This window comes from Streptomyces flavusporus, from assembly GCF_046267975.1.
Classification (GTDB): Bacteria; Actinomycetota; Actinomycetes; order Streptomycetales; family Streptomycetaceae; genus Streptomyces; species Streptomyces flavusporus.
Genome location: NZ_CP176503.1, coordinates 7264815 through 7287375 on the forward strand (window position 1 = coordinate 7264815; position 22561 = coordinate 7287375).

At 71.1% G+C, this 22561-nt stretch carries 17 protein-coding genes; 8 read left to right on the top strand and 9 right to left on the bottom strand.

What is annotated here, in order from left to right; all coding sequences use genetic code 11:
- Nucleotides 1–31 precede the first annotated feature (31 nt).
- Nucleotides 32–961 (top strand): prolipoprotein diacylglyceryl transferase, encoded by a 930-nt coding sequence (gene lgt, locus ACKTSN_RS34305; protein WP_409472666.1) that lies wholly within the window; start codon nucleotides 32–34, stop codon nucleotides 959–961.
- A 79-nt stretch (nucleotides 962–1040) separates the two neighbouring features.
- On the opposite strand, the gene ACKTSN_RS34310 is transcribed toward lgt, so the two are convergent.
- Genes ACKTSN_RS34310 through ACKTSN_RS34335 form a run of 6 tightly spaced genes read right to left on the bottom strand, consistent with a single transcriptional unit; the run spans nucleotide 1041 to nucleotide 7959 of the window.
- Nucleotides 1041–1859: an HpcH/HpaI aldolase/citrate lyase family protein gene (locus ACKTSN_RS34310; RefSeq protein WP_409472667.1), complete on the bottom strand. Its 819-nt coding sequence runs from the start codon at nucleotides 1857–1859 to the stop codon at nucleotides 1041–1043.
- Nucleotides 1856–3046: a CaiB/BaiF CoA transferase family protein gene (locus ACKTSN_RS34315; RefSeq protein WP_409472668.1), complete on the bottom strand. Its 1191-nt coding sequence runs from the start codon at nucleotides 3044–3046 to the stop codon at nucleotides 1856–1858. The genes ACKTSN_RS34310 and ACKTSN_RS34315 overlap by 4 nt, the downstream gene beginning before the upstream one ends.
- Nucleotides 3047–3051: 5 nt before the next feature.
- Nucleotides 3052–4512, bottom strand: coding sequence for an ADP-ribosylglycohydrolase family protein (locus ACKTSN_RS34320; RefSeq protein ID WP_409472669.1), 1461 nt, complete (start codon nucleotides 4510–4512; stop codon nucleotides 3052–3054).
- Nucleotides 4500–5684: an ADP-ribosylglycohydrolase family protein gene (locus ACKTSN_RS34325; protein ID WP_409472670.1), complete on the bottom strand. Its 1185-nt coding sequence runs from the start codon at nucleotides 5682–5684 to the stop codon at nucleotides 4500–4502. Before ACKTSN_RS34325 ends, ACKTSN_RS34320 begins: the two co-directional genes overlap by 13 nt.
- Nucleotides 5685–5692: 8 nt before the next feature.
- Nucleotides 5693–6808 (bottom strand): ADP-ribosylglycohydrolase family protein, encoded by a 1116-nt coding sequence (locus tag ACKTSN_RS34330; protein WP_409472671.1) that lies wholly within the window; start codon nucleotides 6806–6808, stop codon nucleotides 5693–5695.
- Entirely contained in the window at nucleotides 6805–7959 is a 1155-nt protein-coding gene (locus ACKTSN_RS34335; protein ID WP_409472672.1) for an ADP-ribosylglycohydrolase family protein, read from the bottom strand. The genes ACKTSN_RS34330 and ACKTSN_RS34335 overlap by 4 nt, the downstream gene beginning before the upstream one ends.
- Before the next feature lie 229 nt (nucleotides 7960–8188).
- Here ACKTSN_RS34335 and ACKTSN_RS34340 point away from each other — a divergent pair, with 229 nt between their 5' ends.
- The 3 genes from ACKTSN_RS34340 (at nucleotide 8189) to ACKTSN_RS34350 (ending at nucleotide 15379) form a co-directional block, all read left to right on the top strand.
- Nucleotides 8189–8920 (top strand): VIT1/CCC1 transporter family protein, encoded by a 732-nt coding sequence (locus tag ACKTSN_RS34340; RefSeq protein WP_409472673.1) that lies wholly within the window; start codon nucleotides 8189–8191, stop codon nucleotides 8918–8920.
- Nucleotides 8921–9327: 407 nt separating this feature from the next.
- Nucleotides 9328–13923 carry a glutamate synthase large subunit gene (gene gltB, locus ACKTSN_RS34345; protein WP_409474990.1) on the top strand — a complete coding sequence of 1532 codons (4596 nt, stop codon included), beginning with the start codon at nucleotides 9328–9330 and terminating at the stop codon, nucleotides 13921–13923.
- Complete coding sequence (locus tag ACKTSN_RS34350) at nucleotides 13916–15379, top strand: glutamate synthase subunit beta (protein WP_409472674.1); 1464 nt, start codon at nucleotides 13916–13918, stop codon at nucleotides 15377–15379. The genes gltB and ACKTSN_RS34350 overlap by 8 nt, the downstream gene beginning before the upstream one ends.
- A 114-nt stretch (nucleotides 15380–15493) precedes the next feature.
- On the opposite strand, the gene ACKTSN_RS34355 is transcribed toward ACKTSN_RS34350, so the two are convergent.
- Nucleotides 15494–16399, bottom strand: a complete 906-nt coding sequence (locus tag ACKTSN_RS34355) for a rhomboid family intramembrane serine protease (protein WP_409472675.1) — start codon at nucleotides 16397–16399, stop codon at nucleotides 15494–15496.
- Between the two features lie 146 nt (nucleotides 16400–16545).
- Here ACKTSN_RS34355 and ACKTSN_RS34360 point away from each other — a divergent pair, with 146 nt between their 5' ends.
- Both ACKTSN_RS34360 and qcrB read left to right on the top strand, forming a co-directional pair.
- Nucleotides 16546–17268 (top strand): vWA domain-containing protein, encoded by a 723-nt coding sequence (locus ACKTSN_RS34360; RefSeq protein ID WP_409472676.1) that lies wholly within the window; start codon nucleotides 16546–16548, stop codon nucleotides 17266–17268.
- A gap of 77 nt (nucleotides 17269–17345) precedes the next feature.
- Complete coding sequence (qcrB, locus tag ACKTSN_RS34365) at nucleotides 17346–18986, top strand: cytochrome bc1 complex cytochrome b subunit (RefSeq protein ID WP_409472677.1); 1641 nt, start codon at nucleotides 17346–17348, stop codon at nucleotides 18984–18986.
- Here the strand turns inward: qcrB and ACKTSN_RS34370 are convergent.
- Together ACKTSN_RS34370 and ACKTSN_RS34375 are read right to left on the bottom strand one after the other, a co-directional pair.
- Nucleotides 18958–19923 (bottom strand): acyl-CoA dehydrogenase family protein, encoded by a 966-nt coding sequence (locus tag ACKTSN_RS34370; protein ID WP_409472678.1) that lies wholly within the window; start codon nucleotides 19921–19923, stop codon nucleotides 18958–18960. The two genes, qcrB and ACKTSN_RS34370, sit on opposite strands and share 29 nt — an antisense overlap.
- Nucleotides 19923–21062 carry an acyl-CoA dehydrogenase family protein gene (locus ACKTSN_RS34375; RefSeq protein ID WP_409472679.1) on the bottom strand — a complete coding sequence of 380 codons (1140 nt, stop codon included), beginning with the start codon at nucleotides 21060–21062 and terminating at the stop codon, nucleotides 19923–19925. Before ACKTSN_RS34375 ends, ACKTSN_RS34370 begins: the two co-directional genes overlap by 1 nt.
- A gap of 50 nt (nucleotides 21063–21112) precedes the next feature.
- Here ACKTSN_RS34375 and ACKTSN_RS34380 point away from each other — a divergent pair, with 50 nt between their 5' ends.
- Both ACKTSN_RS34380 and ACKTSN_RS34385 read left to right on the top strand, forming a co-directional pair.
- Complete coding sequence (locus ACKTSN_RS34380) at nucleotides 21113–21898, top strand: SDR family oxidoreductase (RefSeq protein ID WP_409472680.1); 786 nt, start codon at nucleotides 21113–21115, stop codon at nucleotides 21896–21898.
- A 27-nt stretch (nucleotides 21899–21925) separates the two neighbouring features.
- Complete coding sequence (locus ACKTSN_RS34385) at nucleotides 21926–22540, top strand: TetR/AcrR family transcriptional regulator (RefSeq protein ID WP_409472681.1); 615 nt, start codon at nucleotides 21926–21928, stop codon at nucleotides 22538–22540.
- The last annotated feature ends 21 nt before the right edge of the window (nucleotides 22541–22561 follow it).

A 22561-nucleotide genomic window follows, 5' to 3' on the forward strand; every position in this document is an offset into this window, starting at 1 on the left:
GCGCGTCCGGCAGGGTAGCGTCGACCCTGCCATGGAACTTGCCTACATTCCCAGCCCGTCGCGCGGAGTGCTGTACCTCGGCCCCATTCCGCTGCGCGGCTACGCGTTCTGCATCATCATCGGTGTCTTCGTGGCCGTGTGGCTCGGCAACAGGCGCTGGATCGCCCGCGGCGGACGGCCCGGAACGGTTGCCGACATCGCGGTCTGGGCCGTTCCGTTCGGCCTGATCGGCGGCCGGCTCTACCACGTGATCACGGACTACCAGCTGTACTTCAGCGAGGGCCGTGACTGGGTGGACGCCTTCAAGATCTGGGAGGGCGGCCTGGGTATCTGGGGTGCGATCGCATTCGGTGCGCTGGGCGCGTGGATCGGCTGCCGCCGCCGCGGTATCCCGCTGCCCGCGTACGCCGACGCCGTCGCGCCCGGTATCGCCCTCGCGCAGGCGATCGGGCGCTGGGGCAACTGGTTCAACCAGGAGCTGTACGGGCGGGAGACCGACCTCCCCTGGGCGGTGCACATCACGTCCACGGCGGACGGCCGGGTGCCGGGGTACTACCACCCGACGTTCCTGTACGAGTCCCTGTGGTGCATCGGCGTCGCGGTGCTGGTGATCTGGGCCGACCGCCGCTTCAAGCTGGGCCACGGCCGCGCGTTCGCCCTGTACGTCGCCTCGTACTGCGCGGGCCGCTTCTGGATCGAGTACATGCGCGTCGACGACGCCCACCACATCCTGGGCCTGCGGCTGAACAACTGGACCGCGCTGCTGGTGTTCCTGCTCGCCGTGGTCTACATCGTGCTGTCGGCCAGGAAGCGGCCGGGCCGGGAGGCCGTGGTGGAGCCGGCTGCCGCCGGCGGTGTGGCCGAGGGGGGCAACGAGGGCGACGGTGAGCCCGAGGACGGGGCCGAGGCCGATGCGAAGTCCGAGGTCGAGAACGGGGCCGGGCCCACGAAGAAGACGTGACGATCGGTCGTACGTCTCATACGTCGATGAGGGCGCTCGGAGTTTTCCGGGCGCCCTCGTTCGTGTTGAGGACCGGGACTCAGTGGCGGTGGGCCAGGGAGAGGGTTCGGTTCGCCGCTGTGACGACCGCCGCGTCGATGAACGTTCCGTCGGGCAGGGCCTGCGCGCCCCGGTTGGTGGCCGCTGCCTTGACGATGGTTTCGGCCTTTTCGATCTCCTCCTGTGTCGGGAGGTAGGCCCGCTCGATGACCGGAAGCTGGCGCGGGTGGATGGCGGCACGGCCCAGGAAGCCCAGCGCCCGGCCGTGGGCGCAGCTCGCCGCCAGGCCGTCGAGGTCGCGGGTGTCGGGGTGGACGGACTGGGACGGGGGCGGCAGGCCCGCCGCGCGTGCGGCGACGACGACGCGGGAGCGGGACCAGTCCAGGCCGCTGTCGGCGCGTACGCCCAGGTCGGCTTTGAGGTCCGCCTCGCCCAGGGCGATACCGCGCAGGGACGGATGCGCGCGGGCGACGGCGTGGGCGTGCTCGATGCCCAGTGCCGTTTCCAGAAGGGCGTACAGGGGCGGTACCGCGTCGGCGGCTGTGGACTCGGCCACCTGCACGACCTGCCGGGCCGACGACACCTTCGGCAGGCGGAGGCCCGACAGGCCCGGGAGCGCGGCCACCGCCTTCAGGTCGGCCGCCGCCAGAGATGTGCCCACGGCGTTCACACGGACGTGTACCGGCACCGGCTGGGCCTCGGAGAGAAGCTCCGCGGTGGCCGCGCGGGCGTAGTCCTTGCGGTCCGGGGCGACCGCGTCCTCCAGGTCGATCACGACGACGTCGGCGCCACAGGCGAGGGCCTTCGTGACGATGTGCGGGCGGTCGCCGGGGACGTACAGCCAGGTCAGCGGGATCACAGCGCGCCCTCCGCGCGCAGCGCCGTCAACTCGGCCGGGGTCAGGCCCAGTTCGGTGAGGACCGCGTCCGTGTCCGCGCCGTGCGGGCGGCCCGCCCAGCGGATCGCGCCGGGGGTGGCGGAGAGGCGGAAGAGGACGTTCTGCATGCGCAGCGGGCCCAGATCGGGGTCGTCGACCGTGGTGATCGTGCCGAGGGCCGCGTACTGCGGGTCCGTCATCACATCGCGTACGTCCTGGATCGGTGCCACCGCGGCTTCCGCCTTCTCGAAGGCGGCCAGGACCTCGGTCCGGGTGCGTTGCGCGATCCAGTCGCCCACCGCCTTGTCGAGGACGTCGCAGTGGCGGGCCCGTCCGGCGCCCGTGGCGAACCACGGTTCGTCGATCAGGTCGGGGTGGCCGACCAGGCGCATCACGCGTTCCGCCACCGACTGGGCCGAGGTCGAGACGGCGACCCAGGTGCCGTCGGCGGTGCGGTAGGTGTTGCGCGGGGCGTTGTTCTGGGAGCGGTTGCCGGTGCGGGGCTGGACGTGGCCGAGCTGGTCGTACCAGGTCGGCTGGGGGCCCAGCACCGTCAGGATCGGTTCGATGATCGCCATGTCGACGACCTGGCCCTCGCCGGTGCGGTCGCGGGCGGCGAGGGCGGTCAGCACCGCGTACGCCGTCGCCAGGCCCGCGATCGAGTCGGCCAGGCCGAAGGGCGGGAGGGTCGGGGGCGCGTCCGGTTCGCCGGTGATCGCGGCGAAGCCGCTCATCGCCTCGGCGAGGGTGCCGAAGCCGGGGCGGTGCGCGTACGGGCCGAACTGGCCGAAGCCGGTGACGCGGGTGAGCACCAGGCGGGGGTTGGCGTCCGACAGTTCCGGCCAGCCGAGATCCCACTTCTCCAGGGTGCCGGGGCGGAAGTTCTCGATGACGACGTCCGCGGTGGCGGCGAGGCGGAGGAGGGCGGCGCGGCCGCCGGGCTTGGAAAGGTCGAGGGTGATGGTGCGCTTGTTGCGGCCGAGGATTTTCCACCACAGTCCGATGTCGTCCTTGGCAGGGCCGTGGCCTCGGGAGGGGTCGGGCCTGGTGGGGTGCTCGATCTTGACGACCTCCGCGCCGAAGTCGCCGAGCATGGTGGCGGCGAGGGGACCGGCGAAGAGGGTGGCCATGTCGAGGACGCGGAGACCGGTCAGGGGTGGGGTGCTCATGGGGGTCATGGGCGGAGGGCCTCCAGGTGGGTCAGGTGGGCCAGGGTGTCGAAGCCGGTGCCGTTGAAGTCGCCGACGGAGGTGGACAGGCGGTTCTTCAGCGGGGTGGTCCAGCGGTCGGGGAGAGCGGTGGGGGTGCCGGCGAGGAGAGCGGCGATGCTGCCGGCTGTCGCGCCGTTCGAGTCGGTGTCCCAACCACCGGACACCGCACGACAGATGGAGCCCGTGAAGTCGCCGTCCGCGTGGGTGAGGGCGGCGGCGATCAGGGCGGTGTTGGGGATGGCGTGAACCCAGTGGTGGGCGGCGTGGCGGGCGTGGAGTTCGTCCACGACCGTGTCGAAGTCCTCGTGGGATTCGGCCAGTTGGATGGCATGGTGGACGGCTTCGGCCAGGCGGGCGTGCGGGGGGACGACGGAGAGGCCGGTGCGCAGGCTGGTGTGGATGTCCGTGGTTCCGGTGGCCGCGGTGGCGATGGTGGCGGCGGTGAACATCGCCGCGTAGACGCCGTTGGCGGTGTGGGTGAGGGTGGCGTCCCGGTGGGCCTGTTCGGCAGCGGCGGCCGGGTCGCCGGGGTTGGTCCAGCCGTGGATGTCGGCGCGGATCAGGGCGCCGATCCATTCGCGGAAGGGGTTGCGGTGGCGGGCGGTGTGCGGGGGTTCGATGCCGGTGAGGAGGTTGCGGTAGGCGATGCGTTCGGCGGTGAAGGTGCGGCCGGCGGGGAGTTCGTCCAGCCAGAGGGTTGCTACGTCGGTGGTGGTGAAGGATTTGCCGTGGCGTTGGAGCAGGAGGAGGTTGAGGAGGGGGTAGTTGAGGTCGTCGTCCTCGGGCATGCCGTCGATGTTCTCGGCGAGGGAGGATTTGGCCGAGCGGCGGTTCCAGGGGTATGTCGACAGGAGCTCGGAGGGGACTCCCTGGGCGGTGAAGTAAGTGGTGAGGGGCCAGTTGCCGGTTGCCTGGGCCAGCTGGCGGATGGCGATGAGGGGGAGTTTTTCGACCGGCTTGCCCAGGAGGCAGCCGACGGCTCTGCCGAGCCACGCGGCTTCCAGGCCGGCCTGGGTGGGGGCTGGGCGGAGGTGGGGCGCGCAGCCCGGCGCCGGCGGGGTGCCGCCCGCGCCCACCCGTGCCGCCCTGGGGGTCCCCCCAGGCCGTTCAGGAACTGGGGGAGGCACGACTGCCCGCGGCTTGGGCCAAGCCCGGCACAGGGCTTTGATCTTTGGCAGGTCCGTTGGCTCTGATTCCGTCAACCTGCTTGGCAGGTCCGCCAGTTCGTCCAGGAGGTCTTCTGCCAGTTGGCGCAGGTAGCGTGATGCCGGTTGTGGGGAGGCGCCTGAGCGGAGGGGGGACTTCGGGCCGCCCGCTGCCTCCCAGCGCTTCGCGATCGCTGTCGGTTCGCGGCCGTCCTGGTGTGCCTGGCGGATCTCGTGGCCGATCAGGTCCTCCGGTTGGACCCAGGTCAGTCGGAGCATGCGGTGCCTCCCAGCGCAGTGAACATCTGCTCGTGGGTACGGCGCCGGCGTACGTCCCGTTTGAAGATCTCCCGGGTGACTTCGGTCAGAGTGCGGGCCGGTTCCCAGAGGTCCAGGCGGCTGGCCTCGGCTACCGTCTTCGACCAGTCCTCCGGGACCGGTGAGCCCAGGGCGCCGGCCAGCGCGCCGGCCATCGTGGCGATCGAGTCGCAGTCGCGGCCGTAGTTCACCGAACCCAGGACCGCCTGCCGGTAGTCGCCGCCCGACACGACCAACATGCCCAGGGCGACGGGCAGTTCCTCGATCGAGTGGAGGCGGGAGGGGCGGCGGGCGCCCAGGGACGGGGCGCGGTAGTCGGGGCCCACGGTGTCGTACGGGGCCACCGCGTCGCGCAGCGGTGTCAGGGCCGACTCGAAGTCCCTGTGGTGGCGCGCCACTTCGCAGACCTGCTCGATCGCCGCCCGTGTGCCGTCCTTCGCCAGCTCCAGGCACGCGGTCACCACCGAGTCCGGCGTCGCCCCCGGTGTGCACGCCGCGGCCACCGCCGCCGCGAAGACGCCCGCCGCCTCGCGGCCGTACGACGACTGGTGGGCGCCCGCGAGGTCGAGCGCCTCGGCGTAGGCGCCCGCCGGGTTGGCCGCGTTGACCAGGCCGACCGGGGCCATGTACATCGCGGCACCGCAGTTGACGATGTTGCCGACGCCTGCCTCTCGCGGGTCCACATGGCCGTAGTGGAGCCTCGTCACGAGCCACTTCTCCGCCAGGAAGATCCGGTGCAGGGGGAGTGCCTCCGTCTCCAGCTCCGGGATCCAGCGCGGGGTCGTCATCAGGTCGGGGACCAGGTGGTCGGCGATCGCGTAGGCGTCGAGGTGGTCGCGGACCTGCGCGTAGACCCGTACCAGCGCGTGCGTCAGCAGGGTGTCGTCGGTGACGTGGCCGTCGCCCTTGTGGTACGGGGCGATGGGGCGGGCGATGCGCCAGTCGGCGCCGTTCCAGGGGCCGACGATGCCGTGGACGCGGCCGCCGTGGCGTTCGACGATCCGGTCGGGGGAGTAGCCCTCGACGGGGCCGCCGAGGGCGTCGCCGACGGCCGCGCCGACCAGGGCGCCGGCGATCCGGTCGTCGAGTGAATGCGGACTGTGTGCTCGGCTTTCTTCTCCTTTGGGCGTCATGCCCCGAATCATCCTCCTGGTGGGGCCGGTTGTGCGGCTTCCAGGAGTTCGGCGAGTTCCACCAGGTCGGTGCCGTTGAGGCGGGGCAGGACACAGCCGGACAGGGTGCGGCAGGTGTCGCGCCAGGACGCCGGGATCGCCGCGCCGCCGCCCAGCGCGCCGGTCAGGGCGCCCGCCAGGGCCGGGGCCGAGTCCGCGACCCGGGACAGACAGGCCGCCGTGGGCACCGCATCCCGGATGCGGCCGGCGGAGGCGGTGGCGAGGGCGAGGGCGACCGGGACCGTCTCTGCGGCGGCGATGCCGTAGCTGTAGACGTGGTCGACGATCTGGTGTTCCAGGAGGGGGATCAGGGCGAAGGCGCTCTCGGCGTCCGCCGCCAGCATCAGCGCGTGGCGGGTGTTGCGGCCGATCTCCGTCTCCTCGGGCAGTTCGGCGAGCGCGGCGCTCACGCACGCGGCCGGGTCCGCACCGGCCAGGGCGAGCGCCACCGCGGCGGCCATCGCGCGGGCGCCGTGCACACCGTCGCCGTCCTGGGTGTAGCGGGCGTCGAACTCGGCGAGGGAGGCGGCGAGTATGGGGTCGCCGGGGTGGGCCACGGCGAGGACGCAGGCCCGGACGCAGGCCGCGTCGTCGAAGTAGTGCGGGTTGTCGTGGCCGGTGGCGGGCGGGCGCAGGCCGGCGGCGAGGTTGCCGAGGCCGGCCCGGACGGAGATACGGGCGCGCAGCGGCAGTACGGCGGACTCGATCTCGGGGGCGCGTTCGGCGGCCGCCGCCACTTCGCTCGCCACGGCGGTCCAGGTCAGGTCGATGGCGGCGCGTATCCGGCGGTCCCGGCTGAGATCGCCGAGCGTGCTGTCGTCGCCGGCCCGCAGCACCGCCTCCGCCGCGAACACCGCCCACTCCGCGTCGTCGGAGGGGCCGAGGCGGAGGGGCTCCGGGGGCTGGTTGAGGGCGATGGGGACGGGGAGGGTGGTGGTCGCGTTGTGCTCGGCGAAGGTGTCCAGCTCGCGGGTGAGGCGCCGGGTCCACTCGGGCATCCGGGCGGCCCGGTGCCGGGCGGCCGGCCAGCCGGCGGCGTCACCGGCGGCGAGGCCCAGCAGCAGCCCCTCGACCCGGCGGCTCACGGCCGCACCTCGTCCTCGTCGGCGGCGAGGACGTAGGCGGCGGGGCCGGGCGGCGGGGCGGCGTCGGCGGGCAGGGGAGCGGTGTCCTGTACGAGACCGGGGTCTTCCGCGGGATCGTCGTGCGGTACGGGGTCCCCGTTCTCCACGACGTCCGCCTCTGGAGGCGTCAGCAGATCCGCCACGTCCAGCACGTGGTGGCCCGCCATCGACGGCAGACAGGTGCCCCGGGCCGGGCCGATGGCCGCCGCCCACTCGGCCGGGATGGCGTCGGCGCCCTGCGTAGCACCGGCCAGGGCGCCGGCGACCGCGGCCGTGGTGTCGGCGTCGCGGCCCATGTTGACGGCGGTGAGGACGGCCCCCTTGAAGTCACCGTCGGCCGCGGCGTACGCGCCGAAAGCCAGGGCGACCGCCTCGGGCGCGAGATCGGTCCACGGGTAGCCGCCGATCACGACGGCGGAGCGGACCGCGCGTTCGCCGCGGTGGGCGACGGCCACGGCCCGGCGCAGTGAGCGGGCCGTCCAGGAGTCGTCCGGGACGACGGCCAGGGCAGCGGCCACGACGGCGACCGTCGGGGCGCCCGCCATCGCCGCCGCGACCCCGGCCGCGACCGCCTGCCCGCCGTAGATGCCCTCGCCGTCATGGCTGACCGAGCCGTCGATCGCGACCAGCCGGGCCGCCTCGGCGGGGCGGCCCGCGGCGAACACCCCGAAGGGTGCCGCCCGCATGGCGAGGCCGTCGCTCCAGGCGTGGCGGTGCTGGGCGGAGATGGGTGCGGCGAGGCCGCGGCGGAGGTTCTCCAGCGTGCCGCGTTCGCTGAAGCCGGCGCCGCGGAAGGGGCCCTCGGCGCGGTCGGCGATCCAGGCGTGCCAGGCCGCCTCGGCGTGGGCGGGGGTGAGGGCGGAGCCGTGCCGGGCGAGCAGCAGGCCGGAGAAGATCGCGTACTCGGTGTCGTCCGTGCCCGACGGCTGGTCGGCGACGTAACCGGTGATGCGGCCCCAGCGGGCGCGGATCTCGGAGGGCTTCAGGTTCTCCGCGGGTGCGCCGAGGGCGTCGCCGACGGCGAGGCCGAGCAGGGCGCCGCGGGCCCGGTCGCGGAGTCCGGCGGTGTCCTCGCGGGCCGGGACCGAGGGAATGCAGGCGATCGATGCCATCGCGGCCTCCTCTCTTTGCGGATCTGTCCCCGGTGCGGTGTGCGGCGCAGCCTCTCGGGCCTCAGCGTCACCCGGTCGACATCTGAGCGGAACTTCGAACGGATGAGCAAGAAACGGTAAAACCGCAGGTTAGCCCAGCCTTTCCTTGCTGGTGGGCGGGAAATTTGCGACGTAGTCTGGGTGTTGTCGAAAAGTAGAACTCGTCCAAAGAATCTTCAGGGGGACCGGTATGGCCATCATCGAGACCGAGGCGGCGCTGCACGAGGCGCACCGCGACAACCACACGCACCGGGACGTGAACGGCGGCTGGCTGCGCCCCGCCGTCTTCGGCGCGATGGACGGCCTGGTCTCCAACCTCGCCCTGATGACCGGTGTCGCGGGCGGCGCGGTGAGTCAGCAGACCATCGTCCTGACCGGACTCGCGGGCCTCGCTGCCGGTGCCTTCTCGATGGCCGCCGGTGAGTACACCTCCGTCGCCTCGCAGCGCGAGCTCGTCGAGGCCGAACTGGACGTGGAGCGGCGCGAGCTGCGCAAGCACCCGAAGGACGAGGAGGCCGAGCTCGCGGCGCTCTACGAGGCGAGAGGCGTCCAGCCGGGGCTGGCCCGGGAGGTCGCCCGGCAGTTGTCGAAGGATCCTGAGCAGGCGCTGGAGATTCACGCCCGCGAGGAGCTCGGCATCGACCCCGGGGACCTGCCGTCGCCGCTGGTCGCCGCCGTGTCGAGCTTCGGCTCCTTCGCGCTGGGCGCCCTGCTCCCCGTACTGCCGTATCTGCTGGGGGCGACCGCGCTGTGGCCCGCTGTGCTGCTCGCGCTGCTCGGGCTCTTCGGGTGCGGTGCCGTAGTGGCCAAGGTGACCGCGCGGACCTGGTGGTACAGCGGACTCAGGCAGCTCGCCCTGGGTGCAGCGGCGGCCGGTGTGACGTACGCCCTGGGCAGCTTGTTCGGAACGGCCGTAGGATAAAGCGGCTCGGACTTATGCGTTGGGCCGCATAAGTAGCCGTTACTCGCTGGTTTCGAATGCTTAACCGCGGGGCATGAGCCGTAAGCGCTGTGGGCAATGAGGCCTGCGGCGCACCCTCGGGGTGGCGACGCTGCTTCCCTGATCTTTCGGGTCGTCGGACACCGATCTGTCCGCTTCGGCCCCCATACCTCCGCCGCCCGTGCGCGGTACCCCGCCGTCACCCGCGGCGTCCGCATGTTGGAACGGAGTATCCGGTTCCCGAGAACCGCTCCATCATGTAACCTGCACGAAATTTTGATCTCATCGGAGATCTCACGCAGAGGGCCAGCGTCGTCCCTCGGTACCCCTTCCCCCAGAGCCGAAGGCCTGGGAGGACCTCAAGCCACATGACGACGACGGGAGAGCCGATGCGTACGCCGCGCCAGCCGTCCCAGCAGTCCACGAATGGCCAGAACTGGTCCTTCATGGATGCTCGCCCTGCTGCGCAGGGTATGTACGACCCCCGCAACGAGCACGACGCCTGTGGCGTCGGCTTTGTGGCCACCCTCACCGGCGAGGCGAGCCATGCGCTGGTCGAGCAGGCGCTCACGGTTCTGCGCAACCTCGAGCACCGCGGGGCCACCGGCTCGGAGCCGGACTCCGGGGACGGCGCCGGCATCCTCGCGCAGGTGCCCGACGCCTTCCTCCGCGAGGTGGCCGGATTTCAGCTGCCCGAGGCCGGCGCCTACGCCGTAGGCATCGCCTTCCTGCCGGAGGACGGGACCGACGACGCCGTCTCACAGATCGAGACGATCGCCGCCGACGAGGGCCTGACCGTCCTCGGCTGGCGTGAGGTCCCCGTCGCCCCCGAACTGCTCGGTGCCACCGCCCGTTCGACGATGCCCGCCTTCCGGCAGATCTTCGTCAGCGACGGCGTCTCGAAGGGCATCGCGCTCGACCGCAAGGCCTTCGGCTTGCGCAAGCGCGCCGAGCGCGAGGCCGGCGTCTACTTCCCGTCGCTGTCCGCGCGGACCATCGTCTACAAGGGCATGCTGACCACCGGCCAGCTGGAGCCCTTCTTCCCGGACCTGTCCGACCGCCGGTTCGCCTCCGCGATCGCGCTCGTGCACTCCCGGTTCTCGACGAACACGTTCCCGTCGTGGCCGCTGGCCCACCCGTACCGCTTCGTCGCGCACAACGGTGAGATCAACACCGTCAAGGGCAACCGCAACTGGATGCGGGCCCGCGAGTCCCAGCTGTACTCCGAGCTGTTCGGCTCCCCGGAGAAGCTGGAGCGGGTCTTCCCGATCTGCACGCCCGACGCCTCCGACTCGGCGTCCTTCGACGAGGTCCTCGAACTGCTGCACCTCGGCGGACGTTCGCTTCCGCACTCGGTGCTGATGATGATCCCGGAGGCGTGGGAGAACCACGACTCCATGGACCCGGCCCGGCGCGCCTTCTACGAGTACCACTCCACGATGATGGAGCCCTGGGACGGCCCCGCCTGCGTCACCTTCACCGACGGCACCCAGGTCGGCGCGGTTCTCGACCGCAACGGTCTGCGCCCGGGCCGCTACTGGGTCACCGACGACGGCCTCGTCGTCCTCGGCTCCGAGGTCGGCGTCCTCGACATCGACCCCGCCAAGGTCGTCCGCAAGGGCCGTCTGCAGCCGGGCCGCATGTTCCTCGTCGACACCGCCGAGCACCGCATCATCGAGGACGACGAGATCAAGGCCCAGCTCGCGGCGGAGCACCCGTACGCCGAGTGGCTGGAGGCCGGCGAGATCGAGCTCTCCGACCTGCCCGAGCGCGAGCACATCGTGCACACCCACGCCTCGGTCACCCGCCGCCAGCAGACCTTCGGCTACACCGAGGAGGAGCTGCGCGTCATCCTCGCCCCGATGGCCAAGGCCGGTGCGGAGCCGATCGGTTCGATGGGTACGGACTCGCCGATCGCCGCGCTGTCCGACCGTCCGCGTCTCCTCTTCGACTACTTCACCCAGCTGTTCGCGCAGGTCACCAACCCGCCGCTGGACGCGATCCGCGAGGAGCTGGTCACCTCCCTGCGCTCGTCGCTGGGCCCGCAGGGCAACCTGCTGGAGCCGACGGCCGCCTCCTGTCGTAGCGTCGTGCTGCCCTTCCCGGTGATCGACAACGACGAGCTGGCCAAGCTCATCCACATCAACGCCGACGGCGACATGCCCGGCATGAAGGCCGCGACCCTCTCCGGCCTCTACCGGGTCAGCGGCGGCGGCGACGCCCTCGCCGCGCGCATCGAGGAGATCTGCGCCGAGGCCGACGCCGCGATAGAGAACGGCGCCCGCCTGATCGTCCTCTCCGACCGGCACTCGGACGCCGAGCACGCGCCGATCCCGTCGCTGCTGCTCACCGCGGCCGTCCACCACCACCTCATCCGCACCAAGCAGCGCACCCAGGTGGGCCTGCTGGTCGAGGCCGGTGACGTCCGCGAGGTCCACCACGTCGCCCTGCTCATCGGCTACGGCGCCGCCGCGGTCAACCCGTACCTGGCCATGGAGTCCGTGGAGGACCTGGTCCGCGCGGGTACCTTCCTGCCCGGCATCGACCCCGAGAAGGCCATCCGCAACCTGATCTACGCCCTCGGCAAGGGCGTCCTGAAGGTCATGTCCAAGATGGGCATCTCCACCGTCGCCTCCTACCGCGGCGCCCAGGTCTTCGAGGCCGTCGGTCTCGACGAGGCCTTCGTGGAGAAGTACTTCAACGGCACCGCCACCAAGATCGGCGGCGTCGGTATCGACGTCATCGCCAAGGAGGTCGCCGCCCGGCACGCCAAGGCGTACCCCGCCTCCGGCATCGCCCCGGCGCACCGCGCGCTCGAGATCGGCGGCGAGTACCAGTGGCGCCGCGAGGGCGAGCCGCACCTGTTCGACCCGGAGACGGTCTTCCGCCTCCAGCACTCGACCCGTACGGGCCGCTACGACATCTTCAAGAAGTACACGGAGCGCGTGAACGAGCAGTCCGAGCGGCTGATGACGCTGCGCGGTCTGTTCGGCTTCAAGTCCGACCGGCAGCCGATCTCCATCGACGAGGTCGAGCCGGTCTCCGAGATCGTCAAGCGCTTCTCGACGGGCGCCATGTCGTACGGCTCCATCTCCAAGGAGGCGCACGAAACCCTCGCCATCGCCATGAACCAGCTGGGCGGCAAGTCCAACACCGGTGAGGGCGGCGAGGACCCGGAGCGTCTCTACGACCCCGCTCGCCGGTCGTCGATCAAGCAGGTGGCGTCGGGCCGTTTCGGTGTGACCTCCGAGTACCTGGTCAACTCCGACGACATCCAGATCAAGATGGCCCAGGGCGCCAAGCCCGGCGAGGGCGGCCAGCTGCCCGGCCACAAGGTGTACCCGTGGGTGGCCAAGACCCGGCACTCGACGCCGGGCGTGGGGCTCATCTCCCCGCCGCCGCACCACGACATCTACTCCATCGAGGACCTGGCCCAGCTGATCCACGACCTGAAGAACGCGAACCCGCAGGCGCGGATTCACGTGAAGCTGGTCTCGGAGGTCGGCGTCGGCACGGTCGCCGCCGGTGTGTCCAAGGCGCACGCGGACGTGGTGCTCATCTCCGGTCACGACGGTGGTACGGGTGCCTCGCCGCTGACGTCGCTGAAGCACGCGGGCGGTCCCTGGGAGCTCGGCCTCGCCGAGACCCAGCAGACGCTGCTGCTCAACGGCCTGCGCGACCGGATCGTCGTCCAGACCGACGGCCAGCTGAAGACCGGCCGTGACGTGGTCATCGCCGCGCTGCTCGGCGCCGAGGAGTTCGGTTTCGCGACCGCGCCGCTCGTCGTCTCCGGCTGCGTCATGATGCGCGTCTGCCACCTGGACACCTGCCCGGTCGGCATCGCCACCCAGAACCCGACCCTGCGCGAGCGGTTCTCCGGCAAGGCCGAGTACGTCGTCAACTTCTTCCAGTACATCGCCGAAGAGGTCCGCGAGATCCTCGCCGAGCTGGGCTTCCGCTCCATCGAGGAGGCCGTCGGCCACGCCGAGGCCCTCGACGTCACGCGGGCCGTCGACCACTGGAAGGCGCAGGGCCTGGACCTGGCCCCGCTGTTCCACGTGCCCGAGCTGCCCGAGGGTGCGGTGCGCCACCAGGTGATCGAGCAGGACCACGGCCTGGAGAAGGCGCTCGACAACGAGCTGATCAAGCTCGCCGCCGACGCGCTCGCCGTGGACTCGGCGAACGACGCCCAGCCGGTCCGCGCCCAGGTCGCCATCCGCAACATCAACCGCACGGTCGGCACCATGCTCGGCCACGAGGTGACGAAGAAGTTCGGCGGCGCCGGTCTGCCCGACGACACCATCGACATCACCTTCACCGGGTCCGCGGGCCAGTCGTTCGGCGCCTTCGTCCCGCGCGGTGTCACACTGCGCCTCGAGGGCGACGCCAACGACTACGTCGGCAAGGGCCTGTCCGGTGGCCGGATCATCGTCCGCCCGGACCGGGGCGCCGACCATCTCGCCGAGTACAGCGTCATCGCGGGCAACACTCTCGCGTACGGCGCGACCGGCGGCGAGATGTTCCTGCGCGGCAAGGTCGGCGAGCGCTTCTGCGTCCGCAACTCCGGCGCGCTGGTCGTCTCCGAGGGCGTGGGCGACCACGGCTGCGAGTACATGACCGGCGGTCACGCGGTGGTGCTCGGCGAGACGGGCCGCAACTTCGCGGCCGGTATGTCCGGCGGTATCGCGTACGTCATCGACCTCGACCGCGACAACGTCAACGTCGGCAATGTGGAGTCGGTCGAGGCGCTCGACGACCCCGACAAGCAGTGGCTGCACGACGTGGTGCGCCGGCACGCGGAGGAGACCGGTTCCACGGTCGCCGAGAAGCTGCTCGCGGAGTGGTCCGTGTCCGTGGAGCGCTTCAGCAAGATCATCCCCAGCACGTACAAGGCAGTGCTCGCCGCCAAGGACGCCGCCGAGCGAGCCGGTCTCTCCGAGTCCGAGATCACCGAGAAGATGATGGAGGCGGCGATCAATGGCTGACCCGAAGGGCTTTCTGAACCACGGCCGTGAGGTCGCCAAGTCCCGCCCGGTCGAGGAGCGCGTCAAGGACTGGAACGAGGTCTACGTCCCCGGCTCGCTGCTGCCGATCATCAGCAAGCAGGCCAGCCGGTGCATGGACTGCGGCATCCCGTTCTGCCACAACGGCTGTCCGCTGGGGAACCTGATCCCCGAGTGGAACGACTACGCCTACCGCGAGGACTGGGCGGCCGCCTCCGAGCGCCTGCACGCCACGAACAACTTCCCGGAGTTCACGGGCCGCCTGTGCCCGGCTCCCTGCGAGTCGGCGTGTGTGCTCGGCATCAACCAGCCGGCCGTCACCATCAAGAACGTCGAGGTCTCGATCATCGACAAGGCGTGGGAGACCGGTGACGTCGAGCCGCAGATCCCCGAGCGCCTGTCCGGCAAGACGGTCGCGGTCATCGGCTCGGGCCCGGCGGGCCTGGCCGCCGCCCAGCAGCTCACCCGGGCCGGCCACACGGTCGCCGTCTACGAGCGCGCGGACCGCATCGGAGGCCTCCTCCGGTACGGCATCCCCGAGTTCAAGATGGAGAAGCGGCACATCAACCGCCGTATCGAGCAGATGCGCGCGGAGGGCACCCGCTTCCGCACCGGCATCGAGATCGGCCGCGACCTGAAGGCCACGGACCTGAGGAAGCGGTACGACGCGGTCGTCATCGCCGCCGGTGCCACCACGGCTCGTGACCTCCCGGTCCCCGGCCGCGAGCTCAAGGGCATCTACCAGGCGATGGAGTACCTGCCCCTGGCCAACAAGGTCCAGGAGGGCGACTACGTCACCCCGCCGATCTCGGCCGAGGGCAAGCACGTCGTCGTCATCGGCGGCGGCGACACGGGCGCCGACTGCGTGGGCACCGCCCACCGTCAGGGCGCGGCCTCCGTGACGCAGCTGGAGATCATGCCGCGCCCGAACGAGGAGCGGAACCCGGTCGCCCAGCCGTGGCCGACCTTCCCGATGCTCTACAAGGTCACCTCGGCGCACGAGGAGGGCGGTGAGCGGGTCTACTCCGTCTCCACCATCCACTTCGAGGGCGACGAGGACGGCAACGTCCAGTGGCTGCACCTCACCGAGGTGGAGTTCATCGACGGCAAGCTGACCCCGAAGCCGGGCACGGAGCGCAAGATCCCCGCCCAGCTGGTCACCCTCGCCATGGGCTTCACCGGCACCGACCGGGAGAACGGACTGGTCGACCAGTTCGGCCTGGAGCTCGACGAGCGCGGCAACATCGCCCGCGACGCCGACTTCCAGACGAACGTGCCGGGCGTGTTCGTCGCCGGTGACGCCGGCCGCGGCCAGTCGCTCATCGTGTGGGCGATCGCGGAGGGCCGCTCGGCCGCCCGCGGCTGCGACCGCTTCCTGACCGGCGCCAGCGACCTGCCGGCGCCGATCCGTCCGACGGACCGCGCGCTGATGGTCTGACGGTTCCGGAGAACGACACCTCACAAGACGTCCCGTACAAAGGCGTACGGAACACAGACGGCGCCTGCCTCTTGTCCCCGACCGGACGACTGGGCAGGCGCCGTCGCCTTTTCCTCACGTCAGGGCGGTGACCTTCCCGACCGTCAGGACCGCCAGCAGCACCAGCAGTGCCACACACGCCCCCGCCTGCACCAGCGACCGCCGTTCCCGCGGCGCGTACGCGAACGCCAGCGTCACCAGCCCACCCGCCAGCAGCCCGCCCAGGTGCCCCTCCCAGGAGGTGAAGGCCGCGGAGATCAGCAGCCACAGCAGCAGGCCCGCCATGAAACGGTTGACGGCGTTCATGTCGTAGCCGAGGCGGCGGGACATCACGTAGTACGCGGCGCCCAGGCCGAAGATCGCGCCGGACGCGCCGACGGTGAGGGCCTCGGGGGCGAGCAGCAGGACGAGGACCGAGCCGCCGAGCGCCGACAGCAGGTAGAGGGCGACATAGCGGATCCGCCCGAGCTGGGACTCGATCAGACGGCCGAGGTTCCACAGCGCCGCCATGTTCATCACGATGTGCAGGATCCCGAACGTGCCCTCGGTGGGCGGCAGATGCAGGAACGCGCCGGTCAGCAGGCGCCACCACTCACCCTCGACGAGGCCCTCGGCCGCGAAGCCCGGCGGGTACACCGCCTGCCACACATAGTGGCCACCGTCCGGCCCGACGAGCCAGGCGCCCAGCATCCCGAACCGGTCCACGATCTCCGGGCGCACCAACTCGCCGACATAGGCGAGGACGTTGAGCGCGATCAGCACGTACGTCACCAGGGGCACCGCCGTGATCCGGCCCCCGAACGCGGTCCGCGCCTGGCGCACCGAGCGGGCGCCCTCCTTCACACACTCCGGGCACTGGTGGCCGACGGCCGCCTCCCGCATGCAGTCGGGGCAGATGTAGCGGTCGCAGCGGATGCAGCGGACGTGGCACTCGACCTTGGGATGGCGATAGCAGGTGGTGACGGCGGACTCGGGTTCCACAGCCGGCTCCTCGAATGGGGTGGGACGGACGGCGAGCCGGCGGGGCGGCGGCGATCAAAATAGCGAACGCCTGTGGACGGCGGGAGAGGTGGGGCCGCGGTGCCGTAGCCTCGGCGTCAGTCCAGGTGAGCGAAGGAGGAGCCCGCATGGCGGCGATCAGTCTCAGCAAGGTCGAGGAAACCGCACCCGCACTGGTCAGTCTCTACAAGAGCGCCGGGGTGTCGCTCGCCAGGCACGGGCTGGACGGGCAGCGGGCCGCCGTCTACCTGGTGGTCGACTACTCCGGCTCGATGAGGCAGTACTACAGGGACGGCAGCGTGCAGGTGCTGGCCGACCGGGTGCTCGGGCTGTCCGCGCACCTCGACGACGACGGCCGGGTGCCGGTGGTGTTCTTCTCGACGGACGTCGACGCGGAGACCGACATCGCACTCGCCGACCATCGGGGGCGCATCGAGCGGATCGTGGCCGGACTCGGGCACATGGGGAAGACCAGCTACCACCTGGCGATGGACGCCGTCATCGACCACTATCTCGACAGCGGCTCCACGGATCCCGCCCTGGTCGTCTTCCAGACCGACGGCGGGCCGATCAACAAGCTCGCCGCGGAGCGCTATCTGTGCAAGGCGGCTCGGCTGCCGCTGTTCTGGCAGTTCATCGGCTTCGGCGATCCGAACAGCCGGCAGTTCGAGTTCCTGCGCAGGCTCGACGAGCTGCCGGTACCGGACAAGCGGGTCGTCGACAACGCGGGGTTCTTCCACGCCGGTGCGGATCCGCGGGCGCTGTCCGACGCCGAGCTGTACGACCGACTGGTGGACGACTTCCCGCAGTGGCTGGCGGCCGCGCGGGCACAGGGGATCGTACGAACCTGAGCCGCCTGCCGCACTGTTGGCTAGAACGGGACTCCGTGTCACCCTGAGGTTGATCCGACGGGGAGGCGACGCAGCTCATGGGTGACGGCGCACGATCGGGGAACGCACGGGCCGCCACGGCCCCGCGCGGCGAGCGAGTGGCCGACTGGGCCGACGGACGGCTCGGCCTGTACGCGCTGGCCAAGGCCAATATGCGCAAGGTGTTTCCGGACCACTGGTCGTTCATGCTGGGCGAGGTCTGCCTCTACAGCTTCCTCGTGCTGATCCTCACCGGCATCTACCTCACGCTGTTCTTCGAGCCGAGCAGCGCCGAGGTGGTCTACGAAGGGTCCTACACACCGCTCAACGGCGTCGTGATGACCAAGGCGTTCGAGTCCACCCTCGACATCAGCTTCGATGTGCGCGGCGGGCTGCTGATCCGGCAGATCCACCACTGGGCGGCGCTGGTCTTCGTCACCGGCATGCTCGTGCACATGATGCGGGTGTTCTTCACCGGCGCCTACCGCAAACCGCGCGAGATCAACTGGGTGTTCGGCTGGACGCTGCTGATGCTCGGCATCATCACCGGCCTCACCGGCTACTCGCTCCCCGACGACCTGCTGTCCGGCACCGGCATCCGCTTCGCCCAAGGCGCGATCCTGTCGATCCCGATCGTGGGCACGTATCTGTCGTTCTTCCTGTTCGGCGGGGAGTTCCCCGGGCACGACATCATCGCGCGGCTGTACCCGATCCACATCCTGCTGCTGCCCGGGATCATGCTGGGTCTGGTCGTGGCCCATCTGATCCTGGTCTTCTACCACAAGCACACCCAGTACCCCGGCCCCGGCCGCGACCAGAAGTCGGTCGTCGGCATGCCCTTCATGCCGGTCTACATGGCCAAGGCGGGCGGCTTCTTCTTCCTGGTCTTCGGCGTGCTCACGATCATGGGCGGCCTCGCGCAGATCAACCCCGTGTGGGCCTTCGGCCCCTACCGCCCCGACCTCGTCACCACCGGCGCCCAGCCCGACTGGTATCTCGGCTTCTCCGAGGGCCTGATCCGGGTGATGCCGGGATGGGAGATCAGCGCCTTCGGCCACACCCTGGTCCTGGGCGTCTTCATCCCGTTCGCGCTGTTCCCGCTGATCCTGGCCGCCATCGGGGTCTACCCCTTCATCGAGGCGTGGATCACCGGCGACAAACGCGAGCACCACATCCTGGACCGGCCGCGCAACGCCCCCGTCCGCACGGGGCTCGGCGTCGCCTGGCTCACGCTGTACGCGGTGTGCCTGATCGGCGGCGGCAACGACATCGTCGCGACGCATCTGCATCTGTCGATCAACGCCATCACCTGGTTCGTGCGGATCGCGTTCTTCGTCGCCCCGGTGCTGGCGTTCATCGTGACCAAGCGGATCTGTCTGGGCCTGCAACGCCGCGACCGGGAGAAGGTGCTGCACGGCCGGGAGACCGGCACCATCAAGCGGCTGCCGCACGGCGAGTACATCGAGCTCCACGAACCCCTCGCCCAGGACCAGCGGTTCACCCTCACCCAGCACGAGCAGCCGGCGCCGTACGAGATCGGCCCGCGCGTCGACGCCAACGGTGTGCGCCGTTCGGTCACCGTCTCCCAGCGGGTGCGGGCCCGGCTGTCCCGGGCCATGTTCGGGCCCGACAGCCACATACCGAAGCCGACCCCGGAGGAGTACCGGGAGATCACCCGCGGGGGCGGGCACGGGCATTGAGGACGACGCTCCGGCACTCGTCGGGGCCTCCCCACGCGGTGCGCAGGGCGCGGGCCTTGGTCAGCCAGAGGGACAGGTCGTACTCCGCGGTGTAGCCGATCGCGCCGTGCAGTTGGAGGGCAGTACGGGCCGTGCTGTACGCCGCCTCGCAGGTCGCCGTCTTCGCGGCGGCCACGTCGGCCGGGCTCATCGTCAGCGCGGCACCGAAGACCAGCGGCCGCGCGAACTCCAGGGCGATCTTCGCGTCGGCCAGCCGGTGCTTGACCGCCTGGAACGAGCCGACGGGGACCCCGAACTGCGTGCGCTGCCTGACGTACGCGACCGTCCGGTCCAGCAGCGCGAGCCCCACACCGAGGGCCTGGGCGGCGGTGGCGAGCCGGGCCCAGGTGAGGGCGCGGTCGGCCGGCGGGGCGGGGGAGAGGAGTTCACCGCCGGGGAGGAGGGGGGTGAGGCGGCGGGCGGGGTCGAGGGAGGGGCGCGCGGGCGCGTGGCCGGGGGCGAGACGCAGACCGTCGGGTGTGAGGGAGAGCTGGGTGGTCGCCGCGTCGCCGTCGAGCGCGTACGACCCTTCGGGCGCCAGCGTCACCATCGACTCGCCTGCTGCCAGCCGGGGGAGGAAGCGTTCGGCGAGAGCGTCCGGCTCGGTGAGCAGTACGGCCGCCGCGACCGTCTCCGCCAACGGCCCCGGCACCGCATGCCGCCCCAACTCCACAAAAGCGACGGCGACTTCGACGGGACGAGGGCCCACTCCGTCGTATGCCTCGGGTACCGCCAGCGCGAACACCCCCGCCTCGGCGATACGGGACCACAGCTTGCGGCCGCTCGTGTGCTCGCCGCGGCTCCAGTCCCGTATGACGGCAGGCGTCTCGGCGGACCTCAGCATCGCGTCCAGGGAGGCGGCGAAGGCACGCTGATCGGAGTCGAGGAGGAAGCGCATCAGCGGCGTCCCTTCGGCAGGCCCAGCAGGTGTTCGGCGACGAGGTCGCGCTGGATCTCGTTCGTGCCGGCGTAGATGGGGCCGGCGAGGGAGAAGACGTAGGGCTCGGACCACTCCGTGTCCGCGCACTCGCCCTCCGGCCCGAGGACGTCGAGGGCGGTCTCGTGCAGCGCGATGTCGTACTCGGACCAGAAGACCTTGTTCAGGCTGGACTGAGCGCCGAGCGGTTCGCCCTCGAGGAAACGGGCGGCGGCCGCGTAGGTGAAGAGCTGGTAGGCGCGGGAGCCGATGAGGGCATCGGCCACTCTCCGGCGTGCGGATTCCGGACTTCCCTGTGCCTGCCAGAGTTCGTGCAGCCGGCCGGCGGCGGCGAGGAAGCGGCCGGGGGAGCGCAGCGTCAGGCCGCGCTCGTTGGCGGCCGTCGACATCGCGATCCGCCAGCCCTGGCCGGGCTCGCCGATGACGTCCTCGTCCGGGACGAAGACGTCGTCCAGGAACAGTTCGGCGAAGGCGGGCTTGCCGTCCAGCCGGGCGATGGGGCGGACCGTGACACCGGGGGCGTGCAGGTCGAACATCACATACGTCAGGCCCTGGTGGGGTTTCGGGGTGCCCGGCTCGCCGCGGAACAGGCCGAAGGCGCGGTCGGCGAAGGCCGCGCGGGAGGACCAGGTCTTCTGGCCCGACAGCAGCCAGCCACCGTCGGTGCGGACGGCCCGGGATGTCAGGGACGCCAGGTCCGAGCCCGCCTCCGGCTCCGACCACGCCTGCGCCCAGATCACCTCGCCGCTCGCCATCGGCGGCAGAATCCGGGCCTGCTGCTCCCTGCTGCCGTGGTCGAAGAGGGTGGGGGCCAGCAGACTGATGCCGTTCTGCGAGACCCGGCCCGGAGCGCCCGCCGCGTAGTACTCCTCCTCGAAGATCAGCCACTTGACGAGGTCCACGCCCCGGCCGCCGTACTCCTTGGGCCAGGAGACCACCGACCAGCGGTCCGCATACAGCCGCGCCTCCCACGCCCGGTGCTCGGCGAAGCCCTCCTCCGTCTCCAGTGAGGCCGGCGGCTCGGCGGGCACGTGGGCCCGCAGCCACTGCCGGGCCTGTGCGCGGAACGCCTGCTCCTCGGCCGACTCGTCCAGGTCCACGGGTGCCCGCTCCCTTCCCTAACAAGTGTTTGGTAGGTTAGCGTGGCACCATGACAGACGTCGAGGCTCCGGCATACGTCCCCGGGCACGGACTGCTCGCCGGGCGCACCGCCGTCGTCACCGCGGCGGCCGGGGCGGGGATCGGCGGCGCCACCGCCCGCCGGTTCCTGGAGGAGGGCGCGCGCGTGCTGATCAGCGACGCGCATGTGCGGCGGCTGAAGGAGTACGAGGCAGAGCTGGGGCGTCAGTTCGCGGGCGCGGTGGCGGCCGTCCCCTGTGACGTCACCGACGACGCCCAGGTGCGGGCGCTCTTCACGGCGGCCGTACGGGAGCACGGGCGGCTGGACATCGTCGTCAACAACGCGGGCCTCGGCGGGACGGCCGACCTGGTCGACATGAGCGACGAGCAGTGGTCCCGCGTGCTGGACGTGACGCTGAACGGCACCTTCCGGTGCACCCGGGCGGCCCTGCGGGCGATGCGCGAGACCGGCGGCGGAGTGATCGTCAACAACGCGTCCGTCGTCGGCTGGCGCGCCCAGGCCGGCCAGGCGCACTACGCCGCGGCGAAGGCGGGCGTGATGGCGCTGACCCGGTGCGCGGCGCTGGAAGCCGCCGAGTACGGAGTGCGGGTCAACGCCGTCGCGCCGAGCCTCGCCATGCATCCGCACCTGGTGAAGGTGACGACGCCCGAACTGCTCGCCGAGCTCACCGCCCGCGAGGCCTTCGGGCGGTACGCCGAACCCTGGGAGGTGGCCAACGTGATCGTGTTCCTGGCGTCCGGCTACTCCTCGTACATGACCGGAGAGGTCGTGTCCGTCAGCAGCCGGCATCCCTGAGCGCGGGTGCAGACCACAATGGGTCACGTGCCGACCAAGAAGAAGCCCCAGGTGACCGGCGCCGCGCCGGCGCGCCGCCGCGAACTCCTGCGCACCGCCGCAGAGGTCTTCGCCGAGCAGGGCTACAACGCAACAACCGTACGGACCATCGCCGACCAGGCGGGCATGCTCGCGGGCAGCCTCTACTACCACTTCGACTCCAAGGAGTCGATGCTGGAGGAGATCCTGCACACCTTCCTGGACGAGCTCTGGGACGGCTACGACGCCGTCCTGGAGGCCGGGCTCGGGCCGCGCGGGACGCTCCAGGCCCTGGTCACCGAGTCGTTCAAGGAGATCGACCGGCACCGCGCCGCCGTCGCGATCTACCAGAAGGAGTCCCGGCAGCTGGCGGCGCAGGAGCGGTTCGCCTTCCTCGCCGAGTCCCAGAGCAAGTTCGAGAAGGCGTGGCTGACCACGCTGGAGCGCGGCGTCGCGGACCGGGTCTTCCGGGACGACCTCGACGTCCGGCTCACCTACCGGTTCGTGCGGGACACGGTGTGGGTCGCCGCGTCCTGGTACCGGCCCGGCGGGCAGCACAGTCCGGAGGAGATCGCCCGGCAGTACCTGTCGATGGTGCTGGACGGGATCGCCGTACGTGAATAGCCCTTTTCCGTGAGGGAGTTG

Bases quoted from the DNA above. Each gene is read 5' to 3' on its own strand.
- lgt (WP_409472666.1), top strand. From the start codon at position 32: ATGGAACTTGCCTACATTCCCAGCCCGTCGCGCGGAGTGCTGTACCTC.
- ACKTSN_RS34315 (WP_409472668.1), bottom strand. From the start codon at position 3,046: ATGAGCACCCCACCCCTGACCGGTCTCCGCGTCCTCGACATGGCCACC.
- ACKTSN_RS34320 (WP_409472669.1), bottom strand. From the start codon at position 4,512: ATGCTCCGACTGACCTGGGTCCAACCGGAGGACCTGATCGGCCACGAG.
- ACKTSN_RS34325 (WP_409472670.1), bottom strand. From the start codon at position 5,684: ATGACGCCCAAAGGAGAAGAAAGCCGAGCACACAGTCCGCATTCACTC.
- ACKTSN_RS34335 (WP_409472672.1), bottom strand. From the start codon at position 7,959: ATGGCATCGATCGCCTGCATTCCCTCGGTCCCGGCCCGCGAGGACACC.
- ACKTSN_RS34340 (WP_409472673.1), top strand. From the start codon at position 8,189: ATGGCCATCATCGAGACCGAGGCGGCGCTGCACGAGGCGCACCGCGAC.
- gltB (WP_409474990.1), top strand. From the start codon at position 9,328: ATGCGTACGCCGCGCCAGCCGTCCCAGCAGTCCACGAATGGCCAGAAC.
- ACKTSN_RS34350 (WP_409472674.1), top strand. From the start codon at position 13,916: ATGGCTGACCCGAAGGGCTTTCTGAACCACGGCCGTGAGGTCGCCAAG.
- ACKTSN_RS34360 (WP_409472676.1), top strand. From the start codon at position 16,546: ATGGCGGCGATCAGTCTCAGCAAGGTCGAGGAAACCGCACCCGCACTG.
- qcrB (WP_409472677.1), top strand. From the start codon at position 17,346: ATGGGTGACGGCGCACGATCGGGGAACGCACGGGCCGCCACGGCCCCG.
- ACKTSN_RS34370 (WP_409472678.1), bottom strand. From the start codon at position 19,923: ATGCGCTTCCTCCTCGACTCCGATCAGCGTGCCTTCGCCGCCTCCCTG.
- ACKTSN_RS34380 (WP_409472680.1), top strand. From the start codon at position 21,113: ATGACAGACGTCGAGGCTCCGGCATACGTCCCCGGGCACGGACTGCTC.